Annotated in this window: 15 protein-coding genes and 6 pseudogenes; 8 read left to right on the forward strand and 13 right to left on the reverse strand. The window is 62.2% G+C overall.

Annotated elements, in window-relative coordinates; translation table 11 throughout:
• Positions 1-34: 34 nt before the first annotated feature.
• The 4 genes from CAM01S_RS06940 to CAM01S_RS06955 all read right to left on the reverse strand — a co-directional run bounded on the left by CAM01S_RS06940 (position 35) and on the right by CAM01S_RS06955 (position 1,874).
• Positions 35-238 (reverse strand): hypothetical protein, encoded by a 204-nt coding sequence (locus CAM01S_RS06940; protein WP_066518316.1) that lies wholly within the window; start codon positions 236-238, stop codon positions 35-37.
• The gene (locus CAM01S_RS06945; protein ID WP_066518319.1) at positions 238-870 is read right to left on the reverse strand and encodes an MT-A70 family methyltransferase; all 633 of its coding nucleotides are present in this window, start codon (positions 868-870) and stop codon (positions 238-240) included. Before CAM01S_RS06945 ends, CAM01S_RS06940 begins: the two co-directional genes overlap by 1 nt.
• 263 nt (positions 871-1,133) lie before the next feature.
• On the reverse strand, positions 1,134-1,448 hold the full coding sequence (locus CAM01S_RS06950) for a hypothetical protein (protein ID WP_157071456.1): 315 nt from the start codon (positions 1,446-1,448) through the stop codon (positions 1,134-1,136).
• Positions 1,449-1,451: 3 nt separating this feature from the next.
• Complete coding sequence (locus tag CAM01S_RS06955) at positions 1,452-1,874, reverse strand: hypothetical protein (RefSeq protein WP_066518330.1); 423 nt, start codon at positions 1,872-1,874, stop codon at positions 1,452-1,454.
• 162 nt (positions 1,875-2,036) lie between these two features.
• Here CAM01S_RS06955 and CAM01S_RS06960 point away from each other — a divergent pair, with 162 nt between their 5' ends.
• The 5 genes and pseudogenes from CAM01S_RS06960 to CAM01S_RS06980 all read left to right on the forward strand — a co-directional run bounded on the left by CAM01S_RS06960 (position 2,037) and on the right by CAM01S_RS06980 (position 12,436).
• A complete protein-coding gene (locus CAM01S_RS06960) occupies positions 2,037-2,819 on the forward strand; it encodes a hypothetical protein (RefSeq protein WP_157071457.1) in 783 nt (260 codons plus the stop codon).
• Between the two features lie 208 nt (positions 2,820-3,027).
• Positions 3,028-4,597 (forward strand): annotated as a pseudogene (locus CAM01S_RS06965) (type I restriction-modification system subunit M).
• On the forward strand, positions 4,594-5,817 hold the full coding sequence (locus tag CAM01S_RS06970) for a restriction endonuclease subunit S (RefSeq protein ID WP_066518345.1): 1,224 nt from the start codon (positions 4,594-4,596) through the stop codon (positions 5,815-5,817). The pseudogene CAM01S_RS06965 and the gene CAM01S_RS06970 overlap by 4 nt, the downstream one beginning before the upstream one ends.
• Entirely contained in the window at positions 5,814-8,843 is a 3,030-nt protein-coding gene (locus tag CAM01S_RS06975; protein WP_066518347.1) for a type I restriction endonuclease subunit R, read from the forward strand. Before CAM01S_RS06970 ends, CAM01S_RS06975 begins: the two co-directional genes overlap by 4 nt.
• A 2-nt stretch (positions 8,844-8,845) precedes the next feature.
• A complete protein-coding gene (locus CAM01S_RS06980) occupies positions 8,846-12,436 on the forward strand; it encodes a hypothetical protein (protein WP_157071458.1) in 3,591 nt (1,196 codons plus the stop codon).
• Positions 12,437-12,443: 7 nt separating this feature from the next.
• Here CAM01S_RS06980 and CAM01S_RS06985 read toward each other — a convergent pair whose 3' ends face one another.
• On the reverse strand, positions 12,444-12,788 hold the full coding sequence (locus CAM01S_RS06985; protein ID WP_157071459.1) for a hypothetical protein: 345 nt from the start codon (positions 12,786-12,788) through the stop codon (positions 12,444-12,446).
• A gap of 1,178 nt (positions 12,789-13,966) precedes the next feature.
• Between CAM01S_RS06985 and CAM01S_RS06995 the strand changes: the two genes are divergently transcribed.
• Both CAM01S_RS06995 and CAM01S_RS07000 read left to right on the forward strand, forming a co-directional pair.
• Positions 13,967-14,887, forward strand: a complete 921-nt coding sequence (locus CAM01S_RS06995) for a hypothetical protein (RefSeq protein WP_157071460.1) — start codon at positions 13,967-13,969, stop codon at positions 14,885-14,887.
• 10 nt (positions 14,888-14,897) lie between these two features.
• A complete protein-coding gene (locus tag CAM01S_RS07000) occupies positions 14,898-15,365 on the forward strand; it encodes an N-6 DNA methylase (protein ID WP_066518376.1) in 468 nt (155 codons plus the stop codon).
• 258 nt (positions 15,366-15,623) lie between these two features.
• Here CAM01S_RS07000 and CAM01S_RS14355 read toward each other — a convergent pair.
• The 5 genes and pseudogenes from CAM01S_RS14355 to CAM01S_RS07025 all read right to left on the reverse strand — a co-directional run bounded on the left by CAM01S_RS14355 (position 15,624) and on the right by CAM01S_RS07025 (position 21,696).
• Positions 15,624-16,412 (reverse strand): annotated as a pseudogene (locus CAM01S_RS14355) (integrase core domain-containing protein).
• A gap of 109 nt (positions 16,413-16,521) precedes the next feature.
• The gene (locus CAM01S_RS07010) at positions 16,522-17,670 is read right to left on the reverse strand and encodes a hypothetical protein (RefSeq protein ID WP_157071462.1); all 1,149 of its coding nucleotides are present in this window, start codon (positions 17,668-17,670) and stop codon (positions 16,522-16,524) included.
• A 295-nt stretch (positions 17,671-17,965) separates the two neighbouring features.
• Positions 17,966-19,276 carry an ISL3 family transposase gene (locus tag CAM01S_RS07015; protein WP_066518391.1) on the reverse strand — a complete coding sequence of 437 codons (1,311 nt, stop codon included), beginning with the start codon at positions 19,274-19,276 and terminating at the stop codon, positions 17,966-17,968.
• A gap of 688 nt (positions 19,277-19,964) precedes the next feature.
• Positions 19,965-20,294 (reverse strand): annotated as a pseudogene (locus tag CAM01S_RS07020) (integrase core domain-containing protein); the annotation flags it as partial.
• A 4-nt stretch (positions 20,295-20,298) separates the two neighbouring features.
• On the reverse strand, positions 20,299-21,696 hold the full coding sequence (locus CAM01S_RS07025) for an IS30 family transposase (protein ID WP_066518397.1): 1,398 nt from the start codon (positions 21,694-21,696) through the stop codon (positions 20,299-20,301).
• A gap of 43 nt (positions 21,697-21,739) precedes the next feature.
• Between CAM01S_RS07025 and CAM01S_RS07030 the strand changes: the two are divergent.
• Positions 21,740-22,027, forward strand: a pseudogene (locus CAM01S_RS07030) (integrase core domain-containing protein); the annotation flags it as partial.
• Between the two features lie 221 nt (positions 22,028-22,248).
• Here the strand turns inward: CAM01S_RS07030 and istB are convergent.
• The 3 genes and pseudogenes from istB to CAM01S_RS14950 form a co-directional block, all read right to left on the reverse strand.
• Complete coding sequence (gene istB / locus CAM01S_RS07035) at positions 22,249-23,031, reverse strand: IS21-like element helper ATPase IstB (protein WP_066518416.1); 783 nt, start codon at positions 23,029-23,031, stop codon at positions 22,249-22,251.
• Positions 23,032-23,221: 190 nt separating this feature from the next.
• A pseudogene (locus tag CAM01S_RS15285) lies at positions 23,222-23,311 on the reverse strand (Mu transposase domain-containing protein); the annotation flags it as partial.
• Positions 23,278-23,505 (reverse strand): annotated as a pseudogene (locus tag CAM01S_RS14950) (hypothetical protein); the annotation flags it as partial. The pseudogenes CAM01S_RS14950 and CAM01S_RS15285, both read right to left, overlap by 34 nt.

The raw sequence follows: 23,505 nt of genomic DNA on the forward strand, positions 1-23,505 counted from the left end.
TTATTGAGAACGATTCGCCGATTTGCGTCAACGGTCACCACTGACGGCGACGCCACCACCAGCGCAGGACGATGACCGCGCTCGTGATCACGACGGCCACGGCTGCGACGACCACAAGCACGACCCAGACCTGCTGGATCAGCGAGGCTGCGATCCAGACGCACACGGCGGTCCCGAGGAGGACGAGCGCTCCACGCCATACGCTCGAAAGGAGCGAGGTCGGCCCATCGGGAGACATCAGCCCTCACGACCGTTCTCCTGTTTAGGATCGTCCGCGAAGTCGGACGGGACCGGGTAGCCGAACTTCAGGAACGACACGTCGGAATCGATCTCGTTGCCCCACACGTCCCAGCCGGGCTGCTTATGGCGGGCGAAGAGCTCGAGCCGCTTGATGTCCATCCCGGCGAGTGCATCGACGTAGGCGTACTGGAAGTGCGGCTTTTCCGAATGCTTGGCGACCCATGCGGCGAACCAGTCGGGCACGACGTGGGAGGCCGGGGTGACCTTGCCGCGGATGCCGACGAGCAGGTACTCGGTCGCGCGTCTCACGCCCGATTTGATACCGCCCATGCCGTAGCGGTTGAGCTTGCCCCAGGTAATCCAGTCGATCGGTTCGAAGCCCCAGTCGCGCATGATGTTCTGCGCCTCGTGAAACAGACCCTTCGTCGTCCAGAAGAAGAGCCACGCGTTCTCGGCGGACACCGACTTAACGGCGCTTCCGAGCCCGGAGATCTCGCTCAGCGACATCGTGTCGTAGTGCTTCTCGCCGGTCTGACCCGGCCACGGCACGTCGGCGAGTACCGCCTCATAGGGTCCGTGCTGCTCGAGAGGATTGAGTGCCGGAGTCTCCGGCGGATTGATATTGGCCATGGTGTGACCTCCTTCCTGCATCCGCTCGGCTCGTGGCGGCGGACGCTTTCGCGCTTACTTATGTGCTCGTGAAGCCGCACTGGGAAGACCTCGGACCCGCGCTCCGCGATTCGATCTGTAGGTCGGGAACGGCACCAGATATAGAGGTTTAAGGGACCGGCGAACCACCAGCGGTGGCGGTCCTAGCCGTTGTTGTGGAAGACACAATGATGAGGACCGGAGAGGCGACCCGACTCGTGATCGAGTCGCCCCTCGAGGCCGGGCTAGGAGTTGGAGTCGTGCTCCTTCTCCTTATCGGCGATGAGCCGGAGGATGTCGAGCCGCGCGTTGTGGCCCCGCTCGCGCTCGGCACTAACGACTTGGTAGGCGGCGTCCACGGTGCGCTTGGCTTGGTCGACGACGGATGCCGAGACGCTCCGGAGCCGGTTGTGCGTTTCCATGAGCGACTCGTACTCCTCTTCGATCTCGACGCGGCGGGTGTGCTCGGTGTCCCACGCCTCGCAGAGGAGCGCGATTACCGCGAGAAGGATCAGGCTGATAACGACTGCGACGACGATCGTCACCATGAGCGGAGTCATCGGTCAGTACCTCAGCAACGTCATCGCTGAGCCCGTGGCCTGAGCGTCCACGATCTTCCACACCAGGGGCGCGACGATCGGATACGCCTTGGACACCGAGTCCGCGAGCGCGCCCGTAGCGGTCACTTCGTGGATCGCCGTGTTCGCGACCAGTCCGCGCCCGTGCTCGTGGAGCTCGGCGAGCTCTGCCTTGGACTCCTCCACGTACACGGCGAGTTCCTTCGAGTGCTGGGCTCGCATCAGCGCCATCCCCGCGTCCGCCTGTTCCTGCGCCGCCGCGAGGACGACGTCGGCCGAGAGGCGGTCGAGCCCGCGTGAGACCTGTTTCTGTGTCGAGCGTGACAACGTGCCGATGTGCTGGCCGAGCGAGCCCGAGGAGGGGACCAGGGCTGAACCCTGGAACTGTGAGGCGGAGGTGTTCGGCACCTTCGACTCCTTCCTATGACTGAGTAATGCCACCGAAGAGCGGTGGTCGCCCGTTCCCTTCGACTGGAACGTCCCCGAGCCTCGGCGAGGAGGGTGGGCATGCGAACGGTCATTTCATGGGCGCTTTCTGGCTATGCTGAAGCGACAGATTCGGAGGCGCGAATGCAGACGCAAGTCACTCCGCCGCCGGTCGAGGAGATCGCGAAGTCTCTTCGGAAGATCGTCGCCACCGGTCTTCCGATCCCCTCTTCGCTGACCGACGAGATTCTTCTAGGGCTGCGCGGTGTTGTCGCGCGGAGCATCAACCCCGACGACCGCTTGGGGCGAGTGAAGGCACTTGACGAACTGCTCGCGAGACTCCTGGTGCACTATCCCGACGACACCCTGGGGGAACCCGCCCGCATCTTGTTCGCCGTCGCGCCTGGCTTTCGTGGTTCCAACCTCACCGCTCGACGCGAAGCCGCGGCGCGTGCCGCCGAGCGTGACGTCGACCATTTCCGCAAGCGCATCGAGCCCGACATCATCGCCGGCGTCGCATGGCAGCTTCACCGTGACTCGCAGAACTACATCCCGCGCGGTCGGGCAGTCCCGCCCCCGCTGGAGTCCAGTGGCGACAGCCCGACCATCCGGGCCGGTGATGTCGCTAACAAGGAAGCTGCCGAGCATGAAGAACTGTTGTCGCGGCTATGGGCGCACGTCTACGCGCTGCGTGCCGAGATTCTCCGTGTTGAGCGGTTGAAGACCTGGCCGCACGACTTGACTGAGCCGACCACGAGCGAGCGTGTACTCGCCGAAGCGCTCGTCGCTCGCGACTACGAGGTGGACGCGGTGAAGGTGCTCATCGCGACCTACACACAGCGATATGGGCAGCGCATCACGCACGGTGACGCAGAGTTCAACGCCGAGGCGCTGCTGCGGCTCGCTGGATGGGAGTCGGGTGTCTAGCGTCGACAGCAAGCGTTTACGAAAAGACCTGATCAGAGTAAAATGCTGAGTAGATGTCGCACTTGCGTGGACCCGGGTTTATGGAGTGCGACTCACGGTGATATTCGGTTGTCCCTTCGGCTTCCCCTGCAGCGTCGCGGGCCGTCGATAGCTTTAGGACACGACACACCGGAACTAAGTGCGCGCACGCGCGGGAGAACAGACACTCATGCCACCGACCACTCGTGAAGCGCAGCGCGCCGAACTCCACAAAACCATCTGGCGGATTGCCAACGACCTGCGCGGATCCGTTGATGGATGGGACTTCAAGTCCTACGTGCTCGGCATGCTCTTCTATCGATTCATCTCGGAGAACCTGGCCGCCTATCTCGACGATCTCGAGCGCAAGGCGGGGGACGCCGCGTTCGATTACGCCAAGCTCACGGACAAGGACGCTGAGTTCGGCCGCAAGGACACGGTCGAGGAGAAGGGCTTCTACATCCTCCCGTCGCAACTCTTCGGCAACGTCCGTCGTCGGGCAGCCACCGACGAGAACCTCAACGAGACCCTTGACGCGGTGTTCAAGGCCATCGAGGGATCCGCGGTGGGTGCTGATTCTGAAGATGACATCAAAGGTCTGTTCGCCGACCTCGACGTCAATAGCCAGAAGCTCGGGTCGACCGTTCCGATCCGCAACCAGAAGCTCGTTAAGCGTCCTCGACGCAATCGGCGATCTGAATCTCGGCGATTTCACGACGCATGAGATTGACGCGTTCGGTGACGCGTACGAGTACCTGATGCAGATGTACGCGGCGGACGCCGGCAAGTCCGGCGGCGAGTACTACACCCCGCAGGAGGTAAGCGAGCTGCTTGCTCGTATCACCGTTGTTGGCAAGACCGAAGTCAACAAGGTCTACGACCCGGCGGTTGGCTCTGGTTCTCTGCTTCTGAAGTTCCAGAAGGTTCTCGGACCGGGCAAGGTCAGGCAGGGCTTCTTCGGCCAGGAGATCAACCTCACGACCTATAACCTCGCTCGGATCAACATGTTCTTGCACGATGTGCCGTACGAGCAGTTCGATCTTGCCCACGGCGACACGCTCATGCATCCCGCGCACTGGGACGACGAGCCGTTCGAGGCGATCGTTTCCAACCCGCCTTACTCGATCAAGTGGGAGGGCGATGGCAACCCGCTCCTGATCAATGACCCGCGCTTCGCGCCGGCCGGTGTGCTTGCGCCGAAGTCGAAGGCCGACCTCGCCTTCACGATGCACATCCTGAGCTGGCTCGCCGTGAACGGCACCGCGGCGATCGTCGAATTCCCGGGCGTGATGTACCGCGGCGGGGCAGAAGCGAAGATCCGCAAGTACCTGATCGACAACAACTTCGTCGATGCCGTCATTCAGCTTCCGCCGGATCTCTTCTTCGGCACCACGATCGCCACCTGCATCCTCGTGCTCAAGAAGTCGAAGCCGACAAACGATGTCCTCTTTATCGATGCCTCTGCCGAGTTCGTCCGAGGTGGCAATAAGAACAAGCTCACACCCGAGCACCAGCAGCGCATCATCGACGGCTTCATAGGCCGCGAGGACATCGACCACTTCGCCAAAGTCGTCAGCAACGGCGAGATCGCCGAGCGCGGCTATCTCATCTCTGTCTCCTCCTACGTCGAGGCCGAGGACACGCGTGTTGCCATCGACATCACCGCGCTGAACGCCAAGATCTCCGAGATTGTCGCTCGCCAATCAGAGCTGCGTACCGCTATCGACGAGATCGTTGCGGACCTGGAGGCAGGTTCGTGAGTCGCGTCGATGATCTGATCAATCGACTGGCACCGACGGGTGTGCAGTTCGAGAAACTCGGCGACATCGCGGAGCTCGTCCGGGGCAATGGTCTGCCGAAGACCGAACTTACAACGACCGGCGTTGGTGCGATTCACTACGGGCAGATCTACACGCGTTATGGCGTCTGGACGGCAGCAACTATCTCGTTCGTAAGGCCGGAGACCGCGGTGAAGCTTGCGAAGGTCCAGCCTGGCGACATCATCATCACGAACACCAGCGAGAACGTCGAGGACGTTGGCAAGGCTGTCGCCTGGCTCGGCGAGAAAGAGATTGTCACCGGGGGTCACGCCACCGTAATCAAACACCGTCAGGACCCGAAGTACCTTGCGTACTGGTTCCAGTCGGAATCCTTTTTCACGCAGAAGAAGGCGCTCGCTACGGGCACGAAGGTCATCGACGTATCTGCGAAGCAGCTCGCGAAAATCCGAATCCCCGTTCCCCCTCTCGAGGTGCAGCGCGAGATCGTGAGAATCTTGGATAACTTCACGGAGCTGGAAGCGGAGCTGGAAGCGGAGCTGGAAGCTCGAACTCTTCAGTATGCCTTTTTCCGGGATCGCCTTCTCACCTTCCGCGAGTCGGATGAAGTTCGATGGAGCACGCTCGGTGCAATTTCTTCGAGGGTGTCGTCTGGAGCGACACCACTTGCTGGCTTGCCTGACTACTACGAAGGCGGAACAATCCCATGGCTCCGAACTCAGGAAGTGCGTTTTACAGACATATATGACACCGAAGTGCGGATTACCGACCGGGCCTTGAAGGAAACCGCGGCGAAATGGATCCCTGCCAACTGCGTGATTGTCGCCATCTCGGGTGCCACGGCTGGGCGATCTGCGGTCAATAGAATTCCTTTGACCACCAACCAGCACTGTTGCAACTTTGAAATCGATCCCGCGCAGGCGAACTTCCGGTACGTCTTCTACTGGGTTCGCACGCATTACGAGGACATTAAGGCGATGGGGCAGGGTGCGCGCTCGGACTTGAACGCTGGTCTGATCAAGAGCGTGCCGATTGCGATTCCATCGCTTGCTGAACAGGACCGCGTTGTCGCGGTTCTTGACAAGTTCGATGCCCTTGTCAACGATCTCTCCGTCGGTCTGCCGGCTGAGCTCAAGGCTCGCCGCCAGCAGTACGAGTACTACCGCGAAAAGCTCCTGACGTTCGAGGAGCTGGTCGCATGAGCGAAGCTTCCGCCATCAAGTACGAGCCGATCGCCGTCTCTTCGGAGTCGACAGTGGTCGCCGAGTTTGTCCCGGATGTCGCCGGGTCTGCGGGATACCAGTCGGAGGCGGAGCTCGAGCGGGAGTTCGTTAAGCTCCTGCAGGGCCAGGCCTACGAGTATCTGACGATCCACAGCGAAGCCGAGCTGCTTACAAACCTTCGCAATCAGCTCGAGGCGCTTAACGGCGTGACGTTCTCAGACGGCGAGTGGGAGCGGCTGCTGGCGGAGTACATCGTCGGCGCGAACGATGGCGCGGTCGAGAAGACGGTTCGCATCCAGGAGAACCACATCTACGCCTTCAAGCGCGACGACGGTTCGACGAAGAACATCGCCATCATCGACAAGCGGCAGATCCACAACAACCGGCTGCAAGTCATCAATCAGTACGAGGTCGAGGGTGCGCGATCTAATCGCTACGACGTGACCGTCCTGATCAACGGGCTGCCGCTGGTTCATATCGAGCTGAAGCGCCGCGGGGTCGACATCCGCGAGGCGTTCAACCAGATCGACCGCTACCAGCGCGACTCGTTCTGGGCTGGGTCCGGGCTCTTCGACTACGTCCAGCTCTTCGTGATCAGCAACGGCACGCTGACGAAGTATTACTCGAACACGACCCGCCGCCAGCATGTCGAAGACGCCGCCGGCCGCAAGCGCGTGCGCAAGACGAGCAACTCGTTCGAGTTCACGTCGTGGTGGGCGGATGCGACGAACAAGCCGATCCAGGACCTCTCCGGATTCACGAAGACGTTCTTCGCAAAGCACACGATCCTCGCGATCCTCACCCGATACTGCGTGCTGACCGCCGACCGGCTGCTGCTGGTGATGCGGCCGTACCAGATCGTGGCGACGGAGCGGATCCTGTCGAAGATCGAGATCTCGACCAACTACAAGCAGCTCGGCACGGTCGCTGCGGGCGGCTATGTGTGGCACACCACCGGGTCGGGTAAGACCCTGACTTCGTTCAAGACCGCCCAGCTCGCTTCCCGGCTGCCGGGTGTTGACAAGGTGTTGTTCGTCGTCGACCGTAAAGACCTCGACTGGCAGACCCAGCGCGAGTACGACCGCTTCGAAAAGGGTGCGGCCAATGCCTCAACCTCGACGGGACAGCTCGCCAAGCATCTGGCAGACCCGGAGCGGCGCATCGTCATCACGACGATCCAGAAGCTGGCTCGGCTCGTGCAGTCAGATAAAGGCCACAGCATCTACGCCGGGCATGTCGTATTGATCTTCGACGAGTGCCACCGTTCGCAGTTCGGCGACATGCACACCGCGATCACGAAGGCGTTCAAGCGGTACAACGTGTTCGGCTTCACCGGGACGCCGATCTTCGCCGAGAACGCGGGTTCGGGCGGCAACCCGCAGCTGAAGACCACCGAGCAGGCGTTCGGCGACAAGCTGCACACTTACACGATCGTTGATGCGATCAATGATAAGAACGTCCTGCCGTTCCGCATCGACTACGTCAACACGGTCAAGCTCCCTGATGGCTTGACCGACAAACAGGTCAACGCGATCGACACCGAGAAGGCGCTGCTCGATCCCGAGCGCATCCGCCAAGTCGTGTCCTACATCCTCGAGCACTTTGACCAGAAGACTCGTCGCAGCGAGCACTACGCGCTGGGGGAGCGGCGGGTGAACGGCTTCAACGCGCTCTTCGCGACCGCCTCGATCGACGCGGCCAAGCGCTACTACAACGCCTTCGCGATCGCCCAGCAGAACTTGCCCGAGGCCCAGCGGCTGAAGGTTGGCCTGATCTACTCGTTCGCCGCGAATGAGGCAGTCGACGACGGCTATCTCGATGAGGAGGGCTTCGATGCATCCGCCCTCGACGCCTCCTCACGCGAGTTCCTTGAGGACGCCATCCAGGACTTCAACGAAACCTTCGGCACGCGATGGGACACCTCATCGGACGGGTTCGCCGGTTACTACACCGACCTTTCGAAGCGGCTGAAGCAGCGCGAGATCGACCTGGTGATCGTCGTCAACATGTTCCTCACCGGGTTCGACGCGACCACTCTCAACACGCTCTGGGTCGACAAGAACCTGCGGTCGCACGGTCTTATCCAGGCGTACTCGCGGACCAACCGCATTCTCAACTCGGTTAAGACCTACGGCAACATCGTGAGTTTCCGTGACCTCGAGCAGCAGACCAACGACGCGATCGCGCTCTTCGGCAACAAGAACGCTCGTGGCATTGTGCTGCTTAAGCCTTACGGCGACTACTACGACGAGTACTCCGCGAAGGTCGCGGACCTGCTGGCGCTGTATCCACTCGGCGAACCGATCATCGGCGAAACCGCCCAGAAGGAGTTCATCAAGCTCTTCGGCGCGATCCTGCGACTCGAGAATATCCTGACCTCGTTCGACGAGTTCGACGGCGAAGCGCTGCTCACCGAGCGTCAAGCTCAGGACTACCGATCGATCTACCTCGACCTATACGCCGACTTCCGCAAAGACAAAGACGCCGAGAAGGAGCGCATCAACGAGGACATCGTCTTCGAGATCGAGCTCATCAAGCAGGTCGAAATCAACGTCGACTACATCCTCATGCTTGTCGATAAGTACCGGAAGGAACGCGGCGACGGTGAGGACAAAGAGATACGTGCGGAGATCACGCGCGCTATCGACGCGTCGCCTTCGCTCCGCAACAAGAAGGACCTGATCGAAGCGTTCGTTGACCGCGTCTCTGCCAGCGGCGAGATCGACGAGGAATGGGCCACCTACGTGGCCGCTCGCCGCGCTGCCGAGCTCGACCGCATCATCGCCGAGGAGAACCTCAAGCCTGACGAAACTCGCGATTTCGTTGACCGGGCGTTCCGCGACGGCGGGATCCAGACCACCGGCACAGCCATCACTCGCGTCCTACCTCCCGCCTCGCGCTTCACCGGAGCCGGCGGTCACGGCGAGAAGAAGGAGCGTGTGATCTCGAAGCTCGGTGATTTCTTCGAGAGGTTCTTCGGGCTGAGTACGGGATCGGGGGAATAGCTATGTCGCCAACGTTCGGACCGTATTCGGTGGCTCCAGAACGGATCGCTGCCCTGACGAGCGCCAACTTCGGCCAATTCGTGTCGCGGCTACTTGAGACTGAGGTCGCGGCTCACGCCATGTCGGGCACGGCGCTTACGACAACTCACAATGAGAACGTCCCGGACGGCGGCGTCGACGCCGGTTTGCATGATGCAAGCGGCACTGCTTGGATTCCCGCGGGCGACAGTGCGTGGCAGTTTAAGGCGGGAAATTTAGGCCCGGAAGCATGCAGGACAGAAATTCGCAACGCAGCCTGGGCGCGAGAAACGCTCAATAGTGGCGGCAAGTACCGAATCGTCTTTGGTGTTGCGCTAACCGATCAACAAATTGCTGCGAGACGTCGAGCCGTCATTCAGGAGCTTACGACGCTTGGCATTGCGACAAGCGGAGATGACGTGGAAGTGCTCTCTGCTGGCAGCCTCGCGCGATGGGTGGAAGAGTTTCCAGCTTTGGCGGTGAGTCCATTGATCGGCGGAACCGGTCAATTTGGTTTGACTTTTGATCAATGGAGTTTGTCTTCAGGACACACAACATCCTGGGTCTCATCAGCCGCTAGAGACGCTCAGCTTGACGAAATCAGGCAGATCGTCGACGGCACCATCCCGCAGGATGTCCACCTCGACGGTGAAAGCGGACTTGGCAAGACTCGTCTAGTGATGGAAGCCGCTCGCGGCCAGGAATGGGAGCCGGTTGTGCTCTACGTTCCTGCGGCTGACGATTTCCCCGTGAGCAGTTTGGCCCACATTCAAGGCCAGGGGCGATCGGGGGTAGTCATCGTCGACGAATGTTCGGCTCGAAAACACAAGAATTATGCCGACGCTCTAACAACCAATTCGCTAATTCGTCTGGTTACGATCGGAGAGCCCGACACGGGTTCGGTCCGCACCGGCGTCGTCAGGCTTGACGGCCTTGAGGTCGAAGCCATGACCAAGCTGCTTGAAGCGAACCAGCCGCAGCTCTGGCCCGAGGCAACTCGTGTTGTTGTCAGCCTGGCGAACGGAAACGTCGACTACGCGCTCAAGGCTGCGAGGGTCGTGATCGAACGGGGCGCAAGTTCCGCCGCCGGGCTGATCACCGAGGAGGATGTTCGCCGCTTCATCACTGACGAGCTCCCTGGCGGAACACTTTTTTTAGCCGCGGCAGCGCTCGCGCTGTTTACGCGGGTCGGATTTGACGGCGACGTCGCGTCTGACCTTTCGGCGATAGCGTCCGGTTTGGGTATCTCTGAGACCGACCTTCGTGGCGCGGCGATAGATCTTGCACGGCACGGCCTGCTCTCCAAGCAGGGTCGTTACCGCTCGGTTGGTCCGAATCCACTTGCCCTCTACCTTGCCGCGCAAGCTTGGAACAGCTTCGGGCAGCAGATCATCACCTCGCTTCTCCCTGTCCTGGACGACGACCTCACCGAGCGGCTGTTTCATCGCGCGGCTGACCTCGGTGACCAGACCGCGTCGACCGGGGTGGCAGATGTAATCCTCGCTTCCGATGGGCCGCTCGCATCTCTCAGTTCCATCGCGCTAGGTCGTACATCCCGATTGCTTACTCATTTTGCGGTCATCGCCCCTGAGCGGGTCGCCGAGCGGATGTCGGGACTGTTGGTCGCCGCCACCGATGGCGAGATTCTCACTCTCGGCACGGCGCGCCGTGATCTTGTGTGGGCGCTGCAGAAGCTCGCCTGGCACTCACGCACGTTCGAAGTTGCCGCTGATGCACTTCTCCGACTAGCGCAGGTGGAGACCGAGACGTACTCGAATAACTCGAACGGGATCTGGGTAGAACTATTCGGCGCGTTCCTCCCCGGGACCGCGGCAAGTCCAGGAGATCGGATGGCTTACCTGAAGCGCACCGCGACGTCTTCGATCGCCCACTCTCGGAGTCTGTCCGTTCAGGCGGCTCGACGCGCGCTTGAGCCGCACGAGTCGATCGTCTCGTCCGGTGAGCTCCAGGGTGGTCTAGTTGTCGAACGACGCGGGCGACCAGCTACCTGGGGTGACGTGTTTCGTTATCGGAACGACGCGATCGACATGCTCTGCGGACTCGCCGTCGACGAAGACCCCGAGGTCGCGAACGAGGCGTTGAAGGCGCTTCTGTCGTCGATCCATCCATCGCTCGAGACATTCCCGGTACGCGATCACCTTGCCGCGGCCCTCGCGTCGCTAGGGGCTGAAGCGATCGCCGCGACTCGTCTGGAACTCTCGGGGCTCAAGCGGCTGTTCGATCGGGTTGAACTAGACGAGGGCGATGTCCGGGCTGAGAGCCTGAAGGCGTTCGAAGCCTTTTTGCCACCAGAGAGTCCCGCTGACGCATTACGCGATCTGCTTGAAACAAGCCCTTGGGACTATTCGGAAACCACTGACGCATTCGTCTCCAAGTTGGTGGATGGCGCTCGCGCTGTCGATGCGGCTGACCCCACGGCGGTTCTTCTCGACGAGCTCGATGCGGTGAAGCTTCCGGCCTCATTCGCTGCTGGTTCTGCGGTCGCGGAGCTGAGTTCGGAGGACCCGGGAGTGGCTCAGCGAGTGACGCGGCTTCTTCACGGTCCAAACCTCGACGCGGCGATTGGCTTCTTCCTCTCCCTTACTGAAAATGCGCGTAGCGACGCTTACGACGAGTTCGTAGATTCCTCCGCCGTTGAGAATTCGATGAAGCTCCATCTCACCGCAAGGGGTCCGAGGACAGACCGCGCCGATGCACGCGCACGCGAATTAGGACGCTCTGTCACCGTCCAGCAAGCTGCCCGATACATGTTTGGCTGGCTTCGGGACGCAGATGAATCACGAATTGCGGATGAACTCGCCAGTTGGCTTGACCGCATCGTCGACCAAGCCGACTACAACGCTGCCGTCGACATGGTGGCCCTTTACCTCTTCCAGAAGAAGGATGCGGTACCGACGCTCGAGCCCCTGATCCAGAGGCTCGTCGCATTGCGGGCTACTCATCCTCAGGTCGCCAATGAGGAGTGGGACTGGGCGCAACTCGCCGCACGACAGCTCGAGAGCGATCCGGTAGGCCTTACGACCATGCTCGCCAACCTGATTCACAACGACGCCATGTCGGGCTTCATGCATGGTCAGGGGGGTGAGCTTCTCCGGAGTGCTGTTGCGGCGGGCGGAGAGGACGCTTGGCTTGTACTCATGACCCAGATCGAAGCAGGCGAATGGCGTTTCAGCATTGCCCTTAACGAGTGGATCGGAAACGCGGTCTCGGTCGAGATCGCGTCCCATTGGGTTGGCTCGAGCCTTGAGCGCGCCCGACTACTCGCCTCGGTGGTGGATGTCGGCGCTGGCGCCCTCAGCGAGCATGCGAGATACCTGATCGACAACTTTGGAACGGACACAAAAGTTGCGTCTGCGTTGGCCAGCAGCTTCGGCACTGGAATGTGGAGCGGTCCTATGTCGGACCACCTCGCTACTCAAATCGCTCAGGTGCAGTCATGGATCGACGACCCCTCGGCGTCCGCGTCGGTGCGCGACTGGGGTCGGAAGCTCGTTGGGAGCCTCGAGCGGCAGCGAGCCGCCGCGGTTGAGCGCGAAGCTGAAGAGACCTGGTGACGGCGTGTCATTGCTCCGTGAGGCGCTTCTTCATCGTCTTTGGGTCGATGCCGAATTTCGCGCCGAGCTTGTTCAGCGACCAGCCGTCGGCCTCAAGTTGTAAAGCCTGCTTGAGCATCGCCGGCGAGAGTGTCCCGCGCTCGCGGATCGGCACACAGGCGCGAGTTAAGGCGAGGCGGGCAGTTTCGCGATTGATGCCCCAGCGCTTGGCGATCTGTGGCAGCGTCCAGCCAGCTTGATACTCAGCAGCGACCTGTGCGATCTCAGCCTGCGTCAGCCGGTGCTGGGTCTGGACGATGACTTTCCGCCGGCCGTCGCTGGTCTCTGGGCGAGTGATGTGCCCGTCGACCACTGCGTGAACCGCGTGCAGCACTCGGAGCTGTTTGTTTTGGTCAGCCTCAGAAAGGCGCACCGTTGTCTGGAGTCGCGGCATAGGTGACGCCCGGGTCGCGTGTTAGGGCGCTTATGAAGAAGCCCTCGGCTCGCCCGGCGGCTTTCTCGTTATTGCGCCAGGGGCTGCGGGTGGGGTCGATGTGGTGGACTGAGAGGATCTTGCCATTGGGGAGGAGGATGGCCCTGACGGTGTGAATTGCCCTGGCGTTGGTAGCGTGGTGGGTCGGGATCAGACCCGTCGGATCATGCGCCAGCTCGGGTTGGCCGGGGCTCGCCGATCGAAACGAGTGTTCACGACCCGCTCTGACCCGGCCGGAGCGAGACCGACGGATCTGGTGCAACGCCAGTTCACCCCGACCGGCCCACGCGAGCTCGGGGTCGCCGATATCACCTATGTAAATTGGCTCTGTCTAGGGAGTGTTTCGGGCTTATAAAGAAGCAAGTTAGGTCCTCGTCTATGCGGCCGACCAAGTGCTGGAATCCTCGAGGAAGACTTATTCCGTGTTGCGGATCTCTCGCCAGATGCGGAATATTTTTGGAATAGCGTTCGCTTGATGCCTTCCTTGCCTGGCGCGTCACCGACTGCGGAGTCGAGATCGTAATCGTGGAGCACGTCCAGTCGGACCGCGAGTTCGAGGCGGCCGCGTCGTCACCGGCAGGGAACGGATCGCGTGTTTTCGCCGTCGTTGAGCTCAAGCCGCGCGCGGCGAGTGCGTCCACGGTCCCCGGCGACTTCGATTGTGACGTGACCAGTGGCCCCCGAAGGCACGGTCGTCGGTTGAGTCCCGTTACTGATGTGTCCGCCGTTGCGGTCCGGATCGGCTGGACGGGTCTCGTGACTGAGGTACCCGCTCAGCTCCTCGTTGAGCGCCGTCTCCAGGATCTACCTCGTGATCTGGTTCAGTAGCCCGCCCGGTCCGGTCAGGGATAGCCCGGGTTGCCCAGCCATGCGGACCAGGTCAACTGCTGCAGCCTCCGCGGGAGTCGGTCAGCCTTCTTGTTCCGTGCCGCGTCCGGCCTTCAGTCTCGTCCTCACGGAACCGTGACCGCCGAACTCCCCGCTCGACGTGTCAGGCCGGAAACACCGTGAGATCCACAGTCTCCGACTAGACTGATCATGCCGAAGGAAGGTTGCGAGTGAAATTTGATGTGATTCTCACAAATCCCCCATTCCAAGACACAATCAACCGCAAGAGGACGCCTCATAAGCTTTGGATTGATTTCACACTTGCAGTGTTTGATCGCCTACTGAAAGACGGTGGAAGCTTGATTCAAGTTTCGCCGTCAAGTTTCAGTAGTCCTAGCAACGTAGTGCTTTCACTGATGGAGGAGAATCAGACGAAGATCCTCAGATTTGGTACTGAGCACCACTTCCCCGAGGTGGCGTCCACGTTCTCCGACTACTGGATCGTGAAGCAGCCAAGCCTGGGAGAACCGACGTTGGTTAGGAAAGGCGTCGAGCACTTCTTCGTCACGCTCGACAGCGCACTCACCTATCTTCCGAACGATCTCGGCGAGCTCGCGATTTCCATTCATCGCAAGGTCATGTTCTCTGGGCGCTCATCCCTGCCGGTCGAGTGGGATTACGTCACGTGCCATAATATTCGAAGGCGCGATAAGAGCCCCTCTCTCGTCGAGGCCCCTGCAGAGTCACACCCTTACCCTGTATTCCATACCAATAACCTGATTTGGTGGTCCTCCATCCGTCAGGATTGGGCGTCTCAACCAAAGGTGATGTGGACGCGGTCGGGCTACACCAAGCCGTTCTTCGATGACGGAGTCCTTGGTGGTACTGACATGGCCTATTACGTCAAGGTCACGGATTCCGCGGAAGGGCAGAATCTGGCAGCGAACATGAACACGCAACTGCTGCAATATATCTACCGCACTGCGAAGTGGTCCGGGTTCGGCAATGAAAGAGTCTTCTCCGGCCTGCCGGACCTCCCGCGCGACCGCGTCCTAGATGATCGCGAAATGTTCGAATTATTTGGTCTGACCGATGAGGAGGTTGCGTATGTCGGAGGAGTTTTGGCCCCTCGTCGCAGAAAAGCTAGCTGAACACGGATACATGTCAGGCGTCGAGCGAACTATTGATCGCATACGCGCTACGGGTGAGGTTTTCACTCCGTCTGGCCTGATTCTCGAGATGCTCGCGAACGTCGATGTGTCCATTTTTTCGCCCGGGAATACCGTCCTCGATCCCGCTTGCGGAGATGGACAGTTCCTGGTGGCGGCCAAGTGGATCAAAGTGTATGCCTTCGGGATGAGCGAGGTTGCCGCACTCTGTGATCTCTACGGAATAGATATCATGCGCGACAATGTCGATGTGTGTAAACGAAGACTGGGTGGAGGAACGGTGCTCATGGGTGACGCGTTACGGCCTAATGCTGCTCTGGATGGTCAGACCGAACTCGAGCGTCAAATGATGGCTTCGCTTTTCATGGAGCCGGGTGCTAAGAACCGGAAGAAACCGCGCGTGGCCGGAACGAAACCGCGGAAGCGAAGGGCCGCGGTCGGGAACTCGGCGCTATTTTAATAGCGGATTGATCTCTTCTCACCTCTCCCCTCAGGAAACCCGCCAGGCAATAGGTAGCAACACTTTCTATTCGTGTCGAGTACGGTCAGTAATTTCTCCCGTCGGCCGCCAGGCTGGACGGAACGCAGGTACGCTGTAGCGGTTTGGAAGCGCTGCGCGTTCTGAAGTCGGGGCAAGACGATTCCGATGATGCTCACGCCGCGTGCAAGACCCGGTACGGCAGATCCATTCAGGGAGGGAGTCGCGCTGTGCCCGTAATTAGCTGTATGACGCCATGACGTTGGTGACGCCGGTGCGGAGTCGTGCGGCGGGTGACTGATCGCCGGCGGAGGTGTGGAATCGATGGTAGTCGTAGTGCACGTTCCAGTCCTCGAGCGCGTCGGCGCGCTGCTGCTCTGACCTGAAGGTGCGGGCGTTGAGGAGCTCCTCGGCGAGGATCCGGTTGTAGCGCTCGGCCTTGCCGCTGGGGCGGGACGTGTAGGGGAGGGTGCGCTGGTGCCGGGCGCAGTGCTGCAGCACGACGCGGTGGAACGCGTCGGCGCGGTAGTTCGACCCGTTGTCGGGGTCACGACCCGGGTCAGCCGGGTGACGCCGTGCGCGGCGAAGAACGCCCGTGCGCGGCGGAAGAACCCGATTGTCGTCGACGCCTGCTCGTTGGGGACCGGCTTGACGATCCGTCGGGATCGATGTGACGGCGACGGTTCAATCCGAGGCGGCCCAACACGCGCGTGACTGTCCGCACCGAGATCATTATCTCGTCCGCGGCGAGTTCGCTCACGGTGCTGCGCGCGGAGTGCTTGCCGTCACGGCGCAGCTGCTCGATTCGGCCCACGACCACTGGCGCTGTCGCGTCCGGCGAGGACCCCGGTGCGCGGCCACGATCCTCCAGGCCGAGGCCGCCGTGGGCTCGCCACCGGTTCACCCACTTGGACGCGCACGCCCGGCTAATGTCCATTTCGGCGGCGACGTGCGCGTCGGGCGCGAGCGGCAGCGGTCGATCAGGCGACGGCGGCCCTCAACGGACAGTGGGGCGCTACGGTGGGTCACGCAGCGGGTCCTTGAGGGTCGGAACGGTTGTCAGCACTCCCAATCCAACCTGCAACGGGCCCGCTTCTCCACGTCCGCCCGGCGTCCACAATGTAATGCCCCACAACAACTAGCTGAATATTCCTGTCTTACTCAAATCGACGTAGGTGTTAGTTGAGGTGGCGATCTCTCTGCTCTTATACGGTCGCCGTTGTCCCCACATCAAATCGACGTCGTGACCCTTGTCGTTGTACCTCCTCGTCCCGCTGTATTTTTCCCTCGGCCGGTACCAGGCGCCGTTTGTGTTCACCGTAAATGGGACGTCGGTCCTCAGCAGCGTTTCGTCACCGTCCGTGAACGTGAAGCGGACATTTTGCCGATGAACAATAACGTCGAATGACGTTGTCGGGGCATTGAGCCTTGCTCGCAACTGATGGTACTTTGGAGAAGTAATGCTATCGAGCAGTCTTTGAGAGTCGAAGAAAAGAGCCTCCTCTTTGCCATCCATTCCAATCTTGGCTAAGAATTTGGTGCGGACCGTTGATTTCGTTCCGGAGTCAATCAATGTGAATATCTCAAGCGTCGCACGCATAGCTGGTTCAGCGATTCTCGCTACGGTCTCCCGCACGCGATCCTGGTTATAGTGCTCGCACTCGGGGCTGAGAAGTTGTTCCCGCATCCACTTTTGACAGTTCTCGAGAACGTCAAGGGGTTCGATTAAATCCTTGCGGCCTTGATGCCTGAGTACTTCGTCGCGGTCCTGCTTGTCGCTACCGCGAAACACGATCTTACCCGGCCTTGGATCGCTGTAGATGCCAACGCCCACGCGGTCGAAGACGAACTGACAAGCGAAGGAAAGAAACGTTCCGCTTGACACTTGTGGTCTAAGTATCCCTGAAGAGCCGATGTAGTTTTTCACGCTGACTCGATAGGGGTCCTCCCGCCCTTCAACATGGATGAGCATGTCGGCTTTGTTGCCGAGGATACGTTCTTCCTTTTCTCGTAGTTCGAATTCGAGCTTAACGCCATTATGCAGGTTCACGAGGCGTCTAACAAAGTTTGGGATTTGTGCGTCCACGTTGTTTTTATAGGCCCGGAATCGCCCGGTAGACCAGTCATCTATTGAGAGTCCTGTTCCGCTTAGGTAGGTCTGGAACTCGCGAAAGCGCTCTCGGCTATGATCAGCGGACGCAGCGCCAATTTCTTCAGCGGTTGCTTGAGCAACGTAAACTGCGTACGCCTCATTGCTGTCCTGGATTCCGTGTTGGTCGTGATCCATTTCCGTCTCTTTCGCGCAATGTTCGAAGTGCTGTGGGCGAGTGTGTGCTCTCCCCGTTTCTCAGACCATAGTCGAGAAGCTGTCAAGTGGGTAAGTGCCAGTTCGAGGGACAGCGCAACTTCTGACATAGTTCTTCGCGATGGGTGGCCGGAGGAACTATGGAGAGTGCCGACTTGCATGGCGAGTAGATGGCAACCTCAGCGGAAAGACGGTCAACTTTTCGACGTGCTTGGACAACCCGACATCCACTAGACCCGGGGCGATCCACAGAGCGTTGCCGGCCTAGATTTCGGGCTCATCGCATTTGAGGGTGTAGTTGTGGTCTGAAGCCGCCGGATTCGAGCAGGCTGCGGGCGATGTAGTTGGTGAGGTTCCGGAAGCCGAGGGCGGAGCCGCGGAGGTGGTCGAGACGTCCGTTGATGGCTTCGGTGGGGCCGTTGGAGGTGCCGGGCCGGTCGAAGAACGCCAGCACGTCGGTGGCGCGTTGCTGCAGGGTGCGTCCGAGGCGGCGCAGCTCGACCAGAGCCGGTGGGACGCCAGTGCGGAGGACGTCGATCACGGCCCGCAGTTCCTGCTGCCCGATCTGCTTGTCGGAGTGCCGGTAGGCGGTGACCATGCGTTGGTAGATGCCCCACGTCGCTTCGACCTCGACGTGCTCATCGACCCGGAACAGTGCGCTCAGGCGGGCGTGCTGGCGGTCGGTGAGGAGGTCCGCGCCGGTGTGCAGGGTGCGGCGGGCCCGATAGAGCGGATCCCCGGCTCTGCCCCGGTGGCCGTGCAGGGTCTGCTGGACACGTCTGCGGCAGCGGTCCAACGCGTCGCCTGCGAGCTTGACGACGTGGAAGGGATCCATCACCGGGACCGCGTCCGGGAGTTCTTCCGCGGCGGCGGTCTTGAAGCCGGTGAATCCACCCATCGCGACGACCTCGATCCCGTCACGCCAGGACTGGGGTCGGGCAGCGAGCCAGGTCTTGAACACCTGCTTGGACCTGCCGGGCACCATGTCCAGCAGCCGTGCAGGTCCCGTGCGGGTGCGGCTCGGGGTGAGGTCGATGATCACGGTGACGTACTTATCGCCGCGACGGGTGTGCCGCCAAACATGCTCGTCGACACCGATCGTGGTGACCCCATCGAGCCGGCCCGGCTGATCGATCAGCGTCCGCCGACCCTCGGTAAGGACCGCGCTGTTCGCGGTGTACCAGGACACACCCAACCCGGCAGCGACGCGCGAGATGGTGCGGTGGTCGATGACAAGTCCGGTCAGCGCCCACCGCAGCCCCGTCCGGGAGATCTTCGCCCTTGGTTCCGCTGCCGCGGACACGTCCTGCCGCCAGACCCGGCCGCAGCCCGAGCAGTGGTAGCGGCGAACCCGGACCAGCAACGTCGTGGGACGGTGCCCGAACGGCTCATGCGCGAGCCGCCGGGTCATGGTGTCCCGCGGCACGCCCTCCGATCCGCAGGCCACGCACCACGGATCCGCGTCGGTCACCCGGCACTCGATGACAGCCCGGCCTGGTTCGAGATACTGCCCGACCGCCTCCAGACCGAGCTCGTCGAGACCGCAGAACGTGGTGAGGTCGGCAGGCGTGAAGGTAGCGTGGGACACGTCGAGGTCTTCCGGATGAGCGGCGTAGGAACCTTCATCATCGGGGGACCTCGACCCCTACCCGCACACCGCCACGCACGCCCCGGCTACACCCTCGTTTGCGACGAGCCAGATTTCGAAGAGCGCTGACACGGTTCTGAAAGCGGGCCGGAGCGAGATTGCCTGGCGGCAGTACAGTAATCTCGACCTATCTAAGGCAAACGAGATGCCCCGTTATGCATGCGGACTGGCCTGAAAGCTGACAGCGCGTGGTCGATGCGCCCGAAGGACGTATGTTGGCTACGAGAAAGCCTGGGAACGAGGCCTCAAACCTGCGAGGGGCGTGGGCTCCTCATTCTTGGTGTCCCGCGGCCGAGCGATCAACTTCGCGGGCTGCTTGGGCCGGGACCGTCGGGCGCTTCGCCGGCGCAGTTGCACGCGACACGCAAGGCCCCGAAGGAGTGATTCCCGGACGCCCGGCCCGCGCTTTGGCGCTCGATCCGCCGGACGCTCGCCCCGTAGCGCTCACATGGGGCGACAAGCACTGCAATTCGGTCGCTTCGTCGCTGACGGCGGGAGACTCGTCGCCAGGGTCAGGGTGAGTCGCCGCACTGAGCGGACGTCCTAAATGTCTCGGCATCTCGAGATGCCATGCCATCTCCGTGCCCTGATCCCACGTGATTGAACCGTCCCCGGTTCTGTGCCGCTTCTATGCGGGTGCCATCTCCGGTGGGGATGGCGTGTTGAGGTCAGCGTAGTAGCTGGCCTCGAACTCGTCGGGCGGGACGTCGCCGAGGGTGCTGTGCAGGCGTCTGCTGTTGTACCAGTCGACCCATTCGGCGGTGACCCATTCCACGTCGGTGACGGTGCGCAGGGGGCCGTTGCGGAACGGACTGTCCTCACGGATGGCTTCGTTCTTGAACAGCCCGATCGTGGACTCGGCCAGTGCATTGTCATACGCATCGCCGATCGACCCGATCGAAGCGGCGATGCCTTCCAACGCGAGCGTTTCAGCGAAGCTGACCGAGGTGAATTGGGCGGATTCAACCGGTCGTCGAAACACCGGCTTGCTGAATTGAGCGTAGGTGCTCGTCGAGAGCTTCGGCAGGGGTCTTCCAGCCGAGCGTTTTCCGGGGTCGGCTGTTGAGTGCGGCCGCGACGGCTTCGAGATCCGTGGCGTCCCAGCGAGCGAGGTCGGTGCCCTTCGGGAAGTGCTGCCGGAGGAGCCCGTTCGTGTTCTCGTTGGTGCCGCGCTGCCAGGGGCTGTGCGGGTCGGCGAAGAACACCGGGAGGCCGGTCTCGATCGTGAACTGCGCGTGCTCGGACAGTTCCTTCCCGCGGTCCCAGGTCAGCGATCGGCGCAGCTGATCGGGCAGCGTCGTGATTGTGGACGCGAGGGCGTTCTTCATCGTGACGGCGCCGTAGCCGGCCAGCGCGGGCCCGTTCTTCGTCCGCGGGATCACGCCCCAGCCCTCCTCTCGGGGCAGGTGGATCAGCATCGTGAATCGCGTTGTCCGCTCGACCAGGGTGCCGATCGCGGAGCGCTGCAGTCCGATGATCAGGTCGCCCTCCCAGTGCCCGGGAACAGCCCGGTCCTCGGCCTTGGCGGGTCGTTCGCTGATCAGCGTCTGTTCGGTCACGTGCGCCCAGGCCTGCTGCCGGGTCCGTGCGCGCGGGACGCGGAGCGCCCGCCCGGAGCGCAGGCATTGGACGAGCTCGCGGGAGAGAGCGCCGCGACCCTGGACGAACAGGGCCTGGTAGATCGCCTCATGGCTGATCCGCATCGACTCATCATCCGGGAACTCGATCGGGAGACGAGCGGCGATCTGCTCCGGGCTCCAGCCGAGCACCCAGCCGCGGTCACCGCGATGCGGCTTGTTCCGCCCTTTCCAAGCCGGACCGGACGGGCCGACCACGACCCCGTCGGGACGCGCGATCCGGCCGGAGAGCCGGTCTTGGACCCACTGCTGGAGCTGCGGGTTCTCGACCAGCTTCGCGACCTTCGGCCGACGGGCTCGGCGTTCGGCATGCCACTGCGCAAGCGATGCCTTGTACTCGAGCCGATACGTCCTGGTCGAGGCGTTCCTGCGCAGCTCAGCGGAGATCGTCGAGGGCGCCCGCTTCAGCCTGCGGGCGATCTCGCGGACGCCGACGTCTTGGGCTCGCCAGAGCGCGATGTCCTCCCGTTCAGCGAAGGACAGGTAGCGGCCCGACACGGTCGCGGGCAGGCGAGGATTCACGCCGCCAGCGTGACGAAACCACCGGAACCCGACCGGTGATGACACACCTGCCGCGACGACCGCGTCCTCGGTCTTCGCGCCGGACGCGATCGCGGCCCAGAACCTGACCCGATCCTCCCGCCACGCGACCGTCGGGCGTCCCGGCGACGGGATCTGACCCCGATACGCCCGCGCCGCTGCCTGCTTCTTCCCAATCCCCATCACGCACCTCCGAATCGAGATGTTCGGACGACCGGTTGAATCCGCCCAGTTCCGGGCGAAGAAGGTGCTCCGCCTGCTCAAGCATCACGGCCTGGTCGGATCGATGGGGCGCGCCTACGGGGCGGGCGACAACGCGTCGATGGAGAGCTTCTTCGCGCTGCTGCAGAAGAACGTGCTGAACACCCGCCGGTGGAACAGCCGCGAGGAACTCCGACTCGCGATCGTCACCTGGATCGAGACGAAGTACAACCGACGCCGTCGACAACGCGCTCTCGGGAAACTGACCCCGGTCGAGTTTGAGATGATCTACACGACCGCCAACGCGGCGTAATCGTTACAACCCCCGACCGTCAACCAAATTCGGGGCAGACCCCTCCTTGAGCGCCATTGGTGCGCTCGGAGTGGCCCCGCTTATCTTCATTCCTATTGACACGAAGACGCCGGATGCTCGCGGCCAAGGACTGAAGACGACGACGAAATCACCGATTGTCGGTGCTCGTCGAATAGGTGGCCGGTTTCGCTCGTCGAAAAGGGGACCACGGTTCGTTTGTTCTAGTGTGCCTGCTCGGCGCGGACGCTGGGGAGGGTTTCCTCGGCGAGGTGCTTGAGCCGATAGCTGGCGCCTTTGAGCGTGAGGACATCGGCGTGGTGGACGATGCGGTCGATCATCGCCGCGGCGACGGTCTGGTCGCCGAACACGTCGCCCCAGCGGCCGAACGGGAGGTTGCTGGTCAGGATCAGCGACGCGTGCTCGTATCGGGATGAGACGAGCTGGAAGAACAGGTTCGCGGCGTCCTGCTCGAAGGGCAGGTAGCCGACCTCGTCGATCACGATCAGCCCGTATCGGCGGAGCCTTGCCAGTTCCGTGGGGAGCCGTCCCCGGTCGTGGGCGTCCTGGAGTCGGGCGACCCAGTCGACCGCGGTCGCGAACAGGACCCGGTGCCCTTGGTGGCAGGCCGCGATGCCGAGCGCGGTCGCGAGGTGCGTTTTCCCCGTTCCGGGCGGACCGAGGAGCACCACGTTGCGCGCTTCGGTCAAGTAGCCGCCGGCTGCCAAGGGGAGCACTTGGTCGCGGCGGATCCCGGGCTGGTGGTCGAACACGAACTCCTCCAGCGTCTTCCTGGCCGGGAACCCTCCGGCGCGGATCCGCAGCTCCGCGCCGGATGCGTTCCGGGCGGCGACTTCCCGATCCAGCACCGCGGCGAGGTAGTCCTCATGCGACCAGCCCGCTTCCCTGGCCTGGTCCGCGAGCCTGGCATAGGACTGCCCGATCCGGGGTGCTTTCAGCGCGGCGGCGAGATACCCGATCTGCTTCCCGGGGTCCTCGCCGGTCACGACACGGCCCCATCGATGGTGATCCCGAACGCTCTGTCGTAGTCGGCCAGGTCCCGGGCGAGGGGTCCTGCTCCGGGCTGCGGTGCTGGAACGCGTTCCGGAGCCTCGCTGCGGAGCGGACGTGGTCGGCGTCGATCACGGTCGCGGCCGACGTCCACGACCGCCGGTGGTCCCCGACGCGGCGGCCGTCGCCGCTGATCCGAACATGCTCGAGGTCCGCGACGACGTCGACCATCCTGCCGATCATCACCGGGTCCACGGAATAGTCGCTGCCGGCGATCCGGACGAAGTAGTCCCGGCCGAGGCGGATCCGGACCCGGTGCCGAGGAGCGGCGCCACCGGCGGGACAGGCAGCATCCGCTCCCGGTCCATGTCGAGCAGGTCGACCGGGCGGGCATGCAAGCTCCGGACGGTTCTCCGGTTCGCGACCGGCAGCCAGTCCCACAGCTGCGCGTTGAAGTCGCCCGGAGAGAC

Origin of the sequence: Curtobacterium ammoniigenes NBRC 101786 (assembly GCF_001571045.1) — a bacterium.
GTDB lineage: Bacteria > Actinomycetota > Actinomycetes > Actinomycetales > Microbacteriaceae > Curtobacterium > Curtobacterium ammoniigenes.

Coding starts and splice junctions, on each gene's coding strand:
- CAM01S_RS06940 (WP_066518316.1), bottom strand. CDS start 238: ATGTCTCCCGATGGGCCGACCTCGCTCCTTTCGAGCGTATGGCGTGGA.
- CAM01S_RS06945 (WP_066518319.1), bottom strand. CDS start 870: ATGGCCAATATCAATCCGCCGGAGACTCCGGCACTCAATCCTCTCGAG.
- CAM01S_RS06950 (WP_157071456.1), bottom strand. CDS start 1,448: ATGACTCCGCTCATGGTGACGATCGTCGTCGCAGTCGTTATCAGCCTG.
- CAM01S_RS06960 (WP_157071457.1), top strand. CDS start 2,037: ATGCAGACGCAAGTCACTCCGCCGCCGGTCGAGGAGATCGCGAAGTCT.
- CAM01S_RS06975 (WP_066518347.1), top strand. CDS start 5,814: ATGAGCGAAGCTTCCGCCATCAAGTACGAGCCGATCGCCGTCTCTTCG.
- CAM01S_RS06980 (WP_157071458.1), top strand. CDS start 8,846: ATGTCGCCAACGTTCGGACCGTATTCGGTGGCTCCAGAACGGATCGCT.
- CAM01S_RS07000 (WP_066518376.1), top strand. CDS start 14,898: ATGTCAGGCGTCGAGCGAACTATTGATCGCATACGCGCTACGGGTGAG.
- CAM01S_RS07010 (WP_157071462.1), bottom strand. CDS start 17,670: ATGGATCACGACCAACACGGAATCCAGGACAGCAATGAGGCGTACGCA.
- CAM01S_RS07025 (WP_066518397.1), bottom strand. CDS start 21,696: ATGGGGATTGGGAAGAAGCAGGCAGCGGCGCGGGCGTATCGGGGTCAG.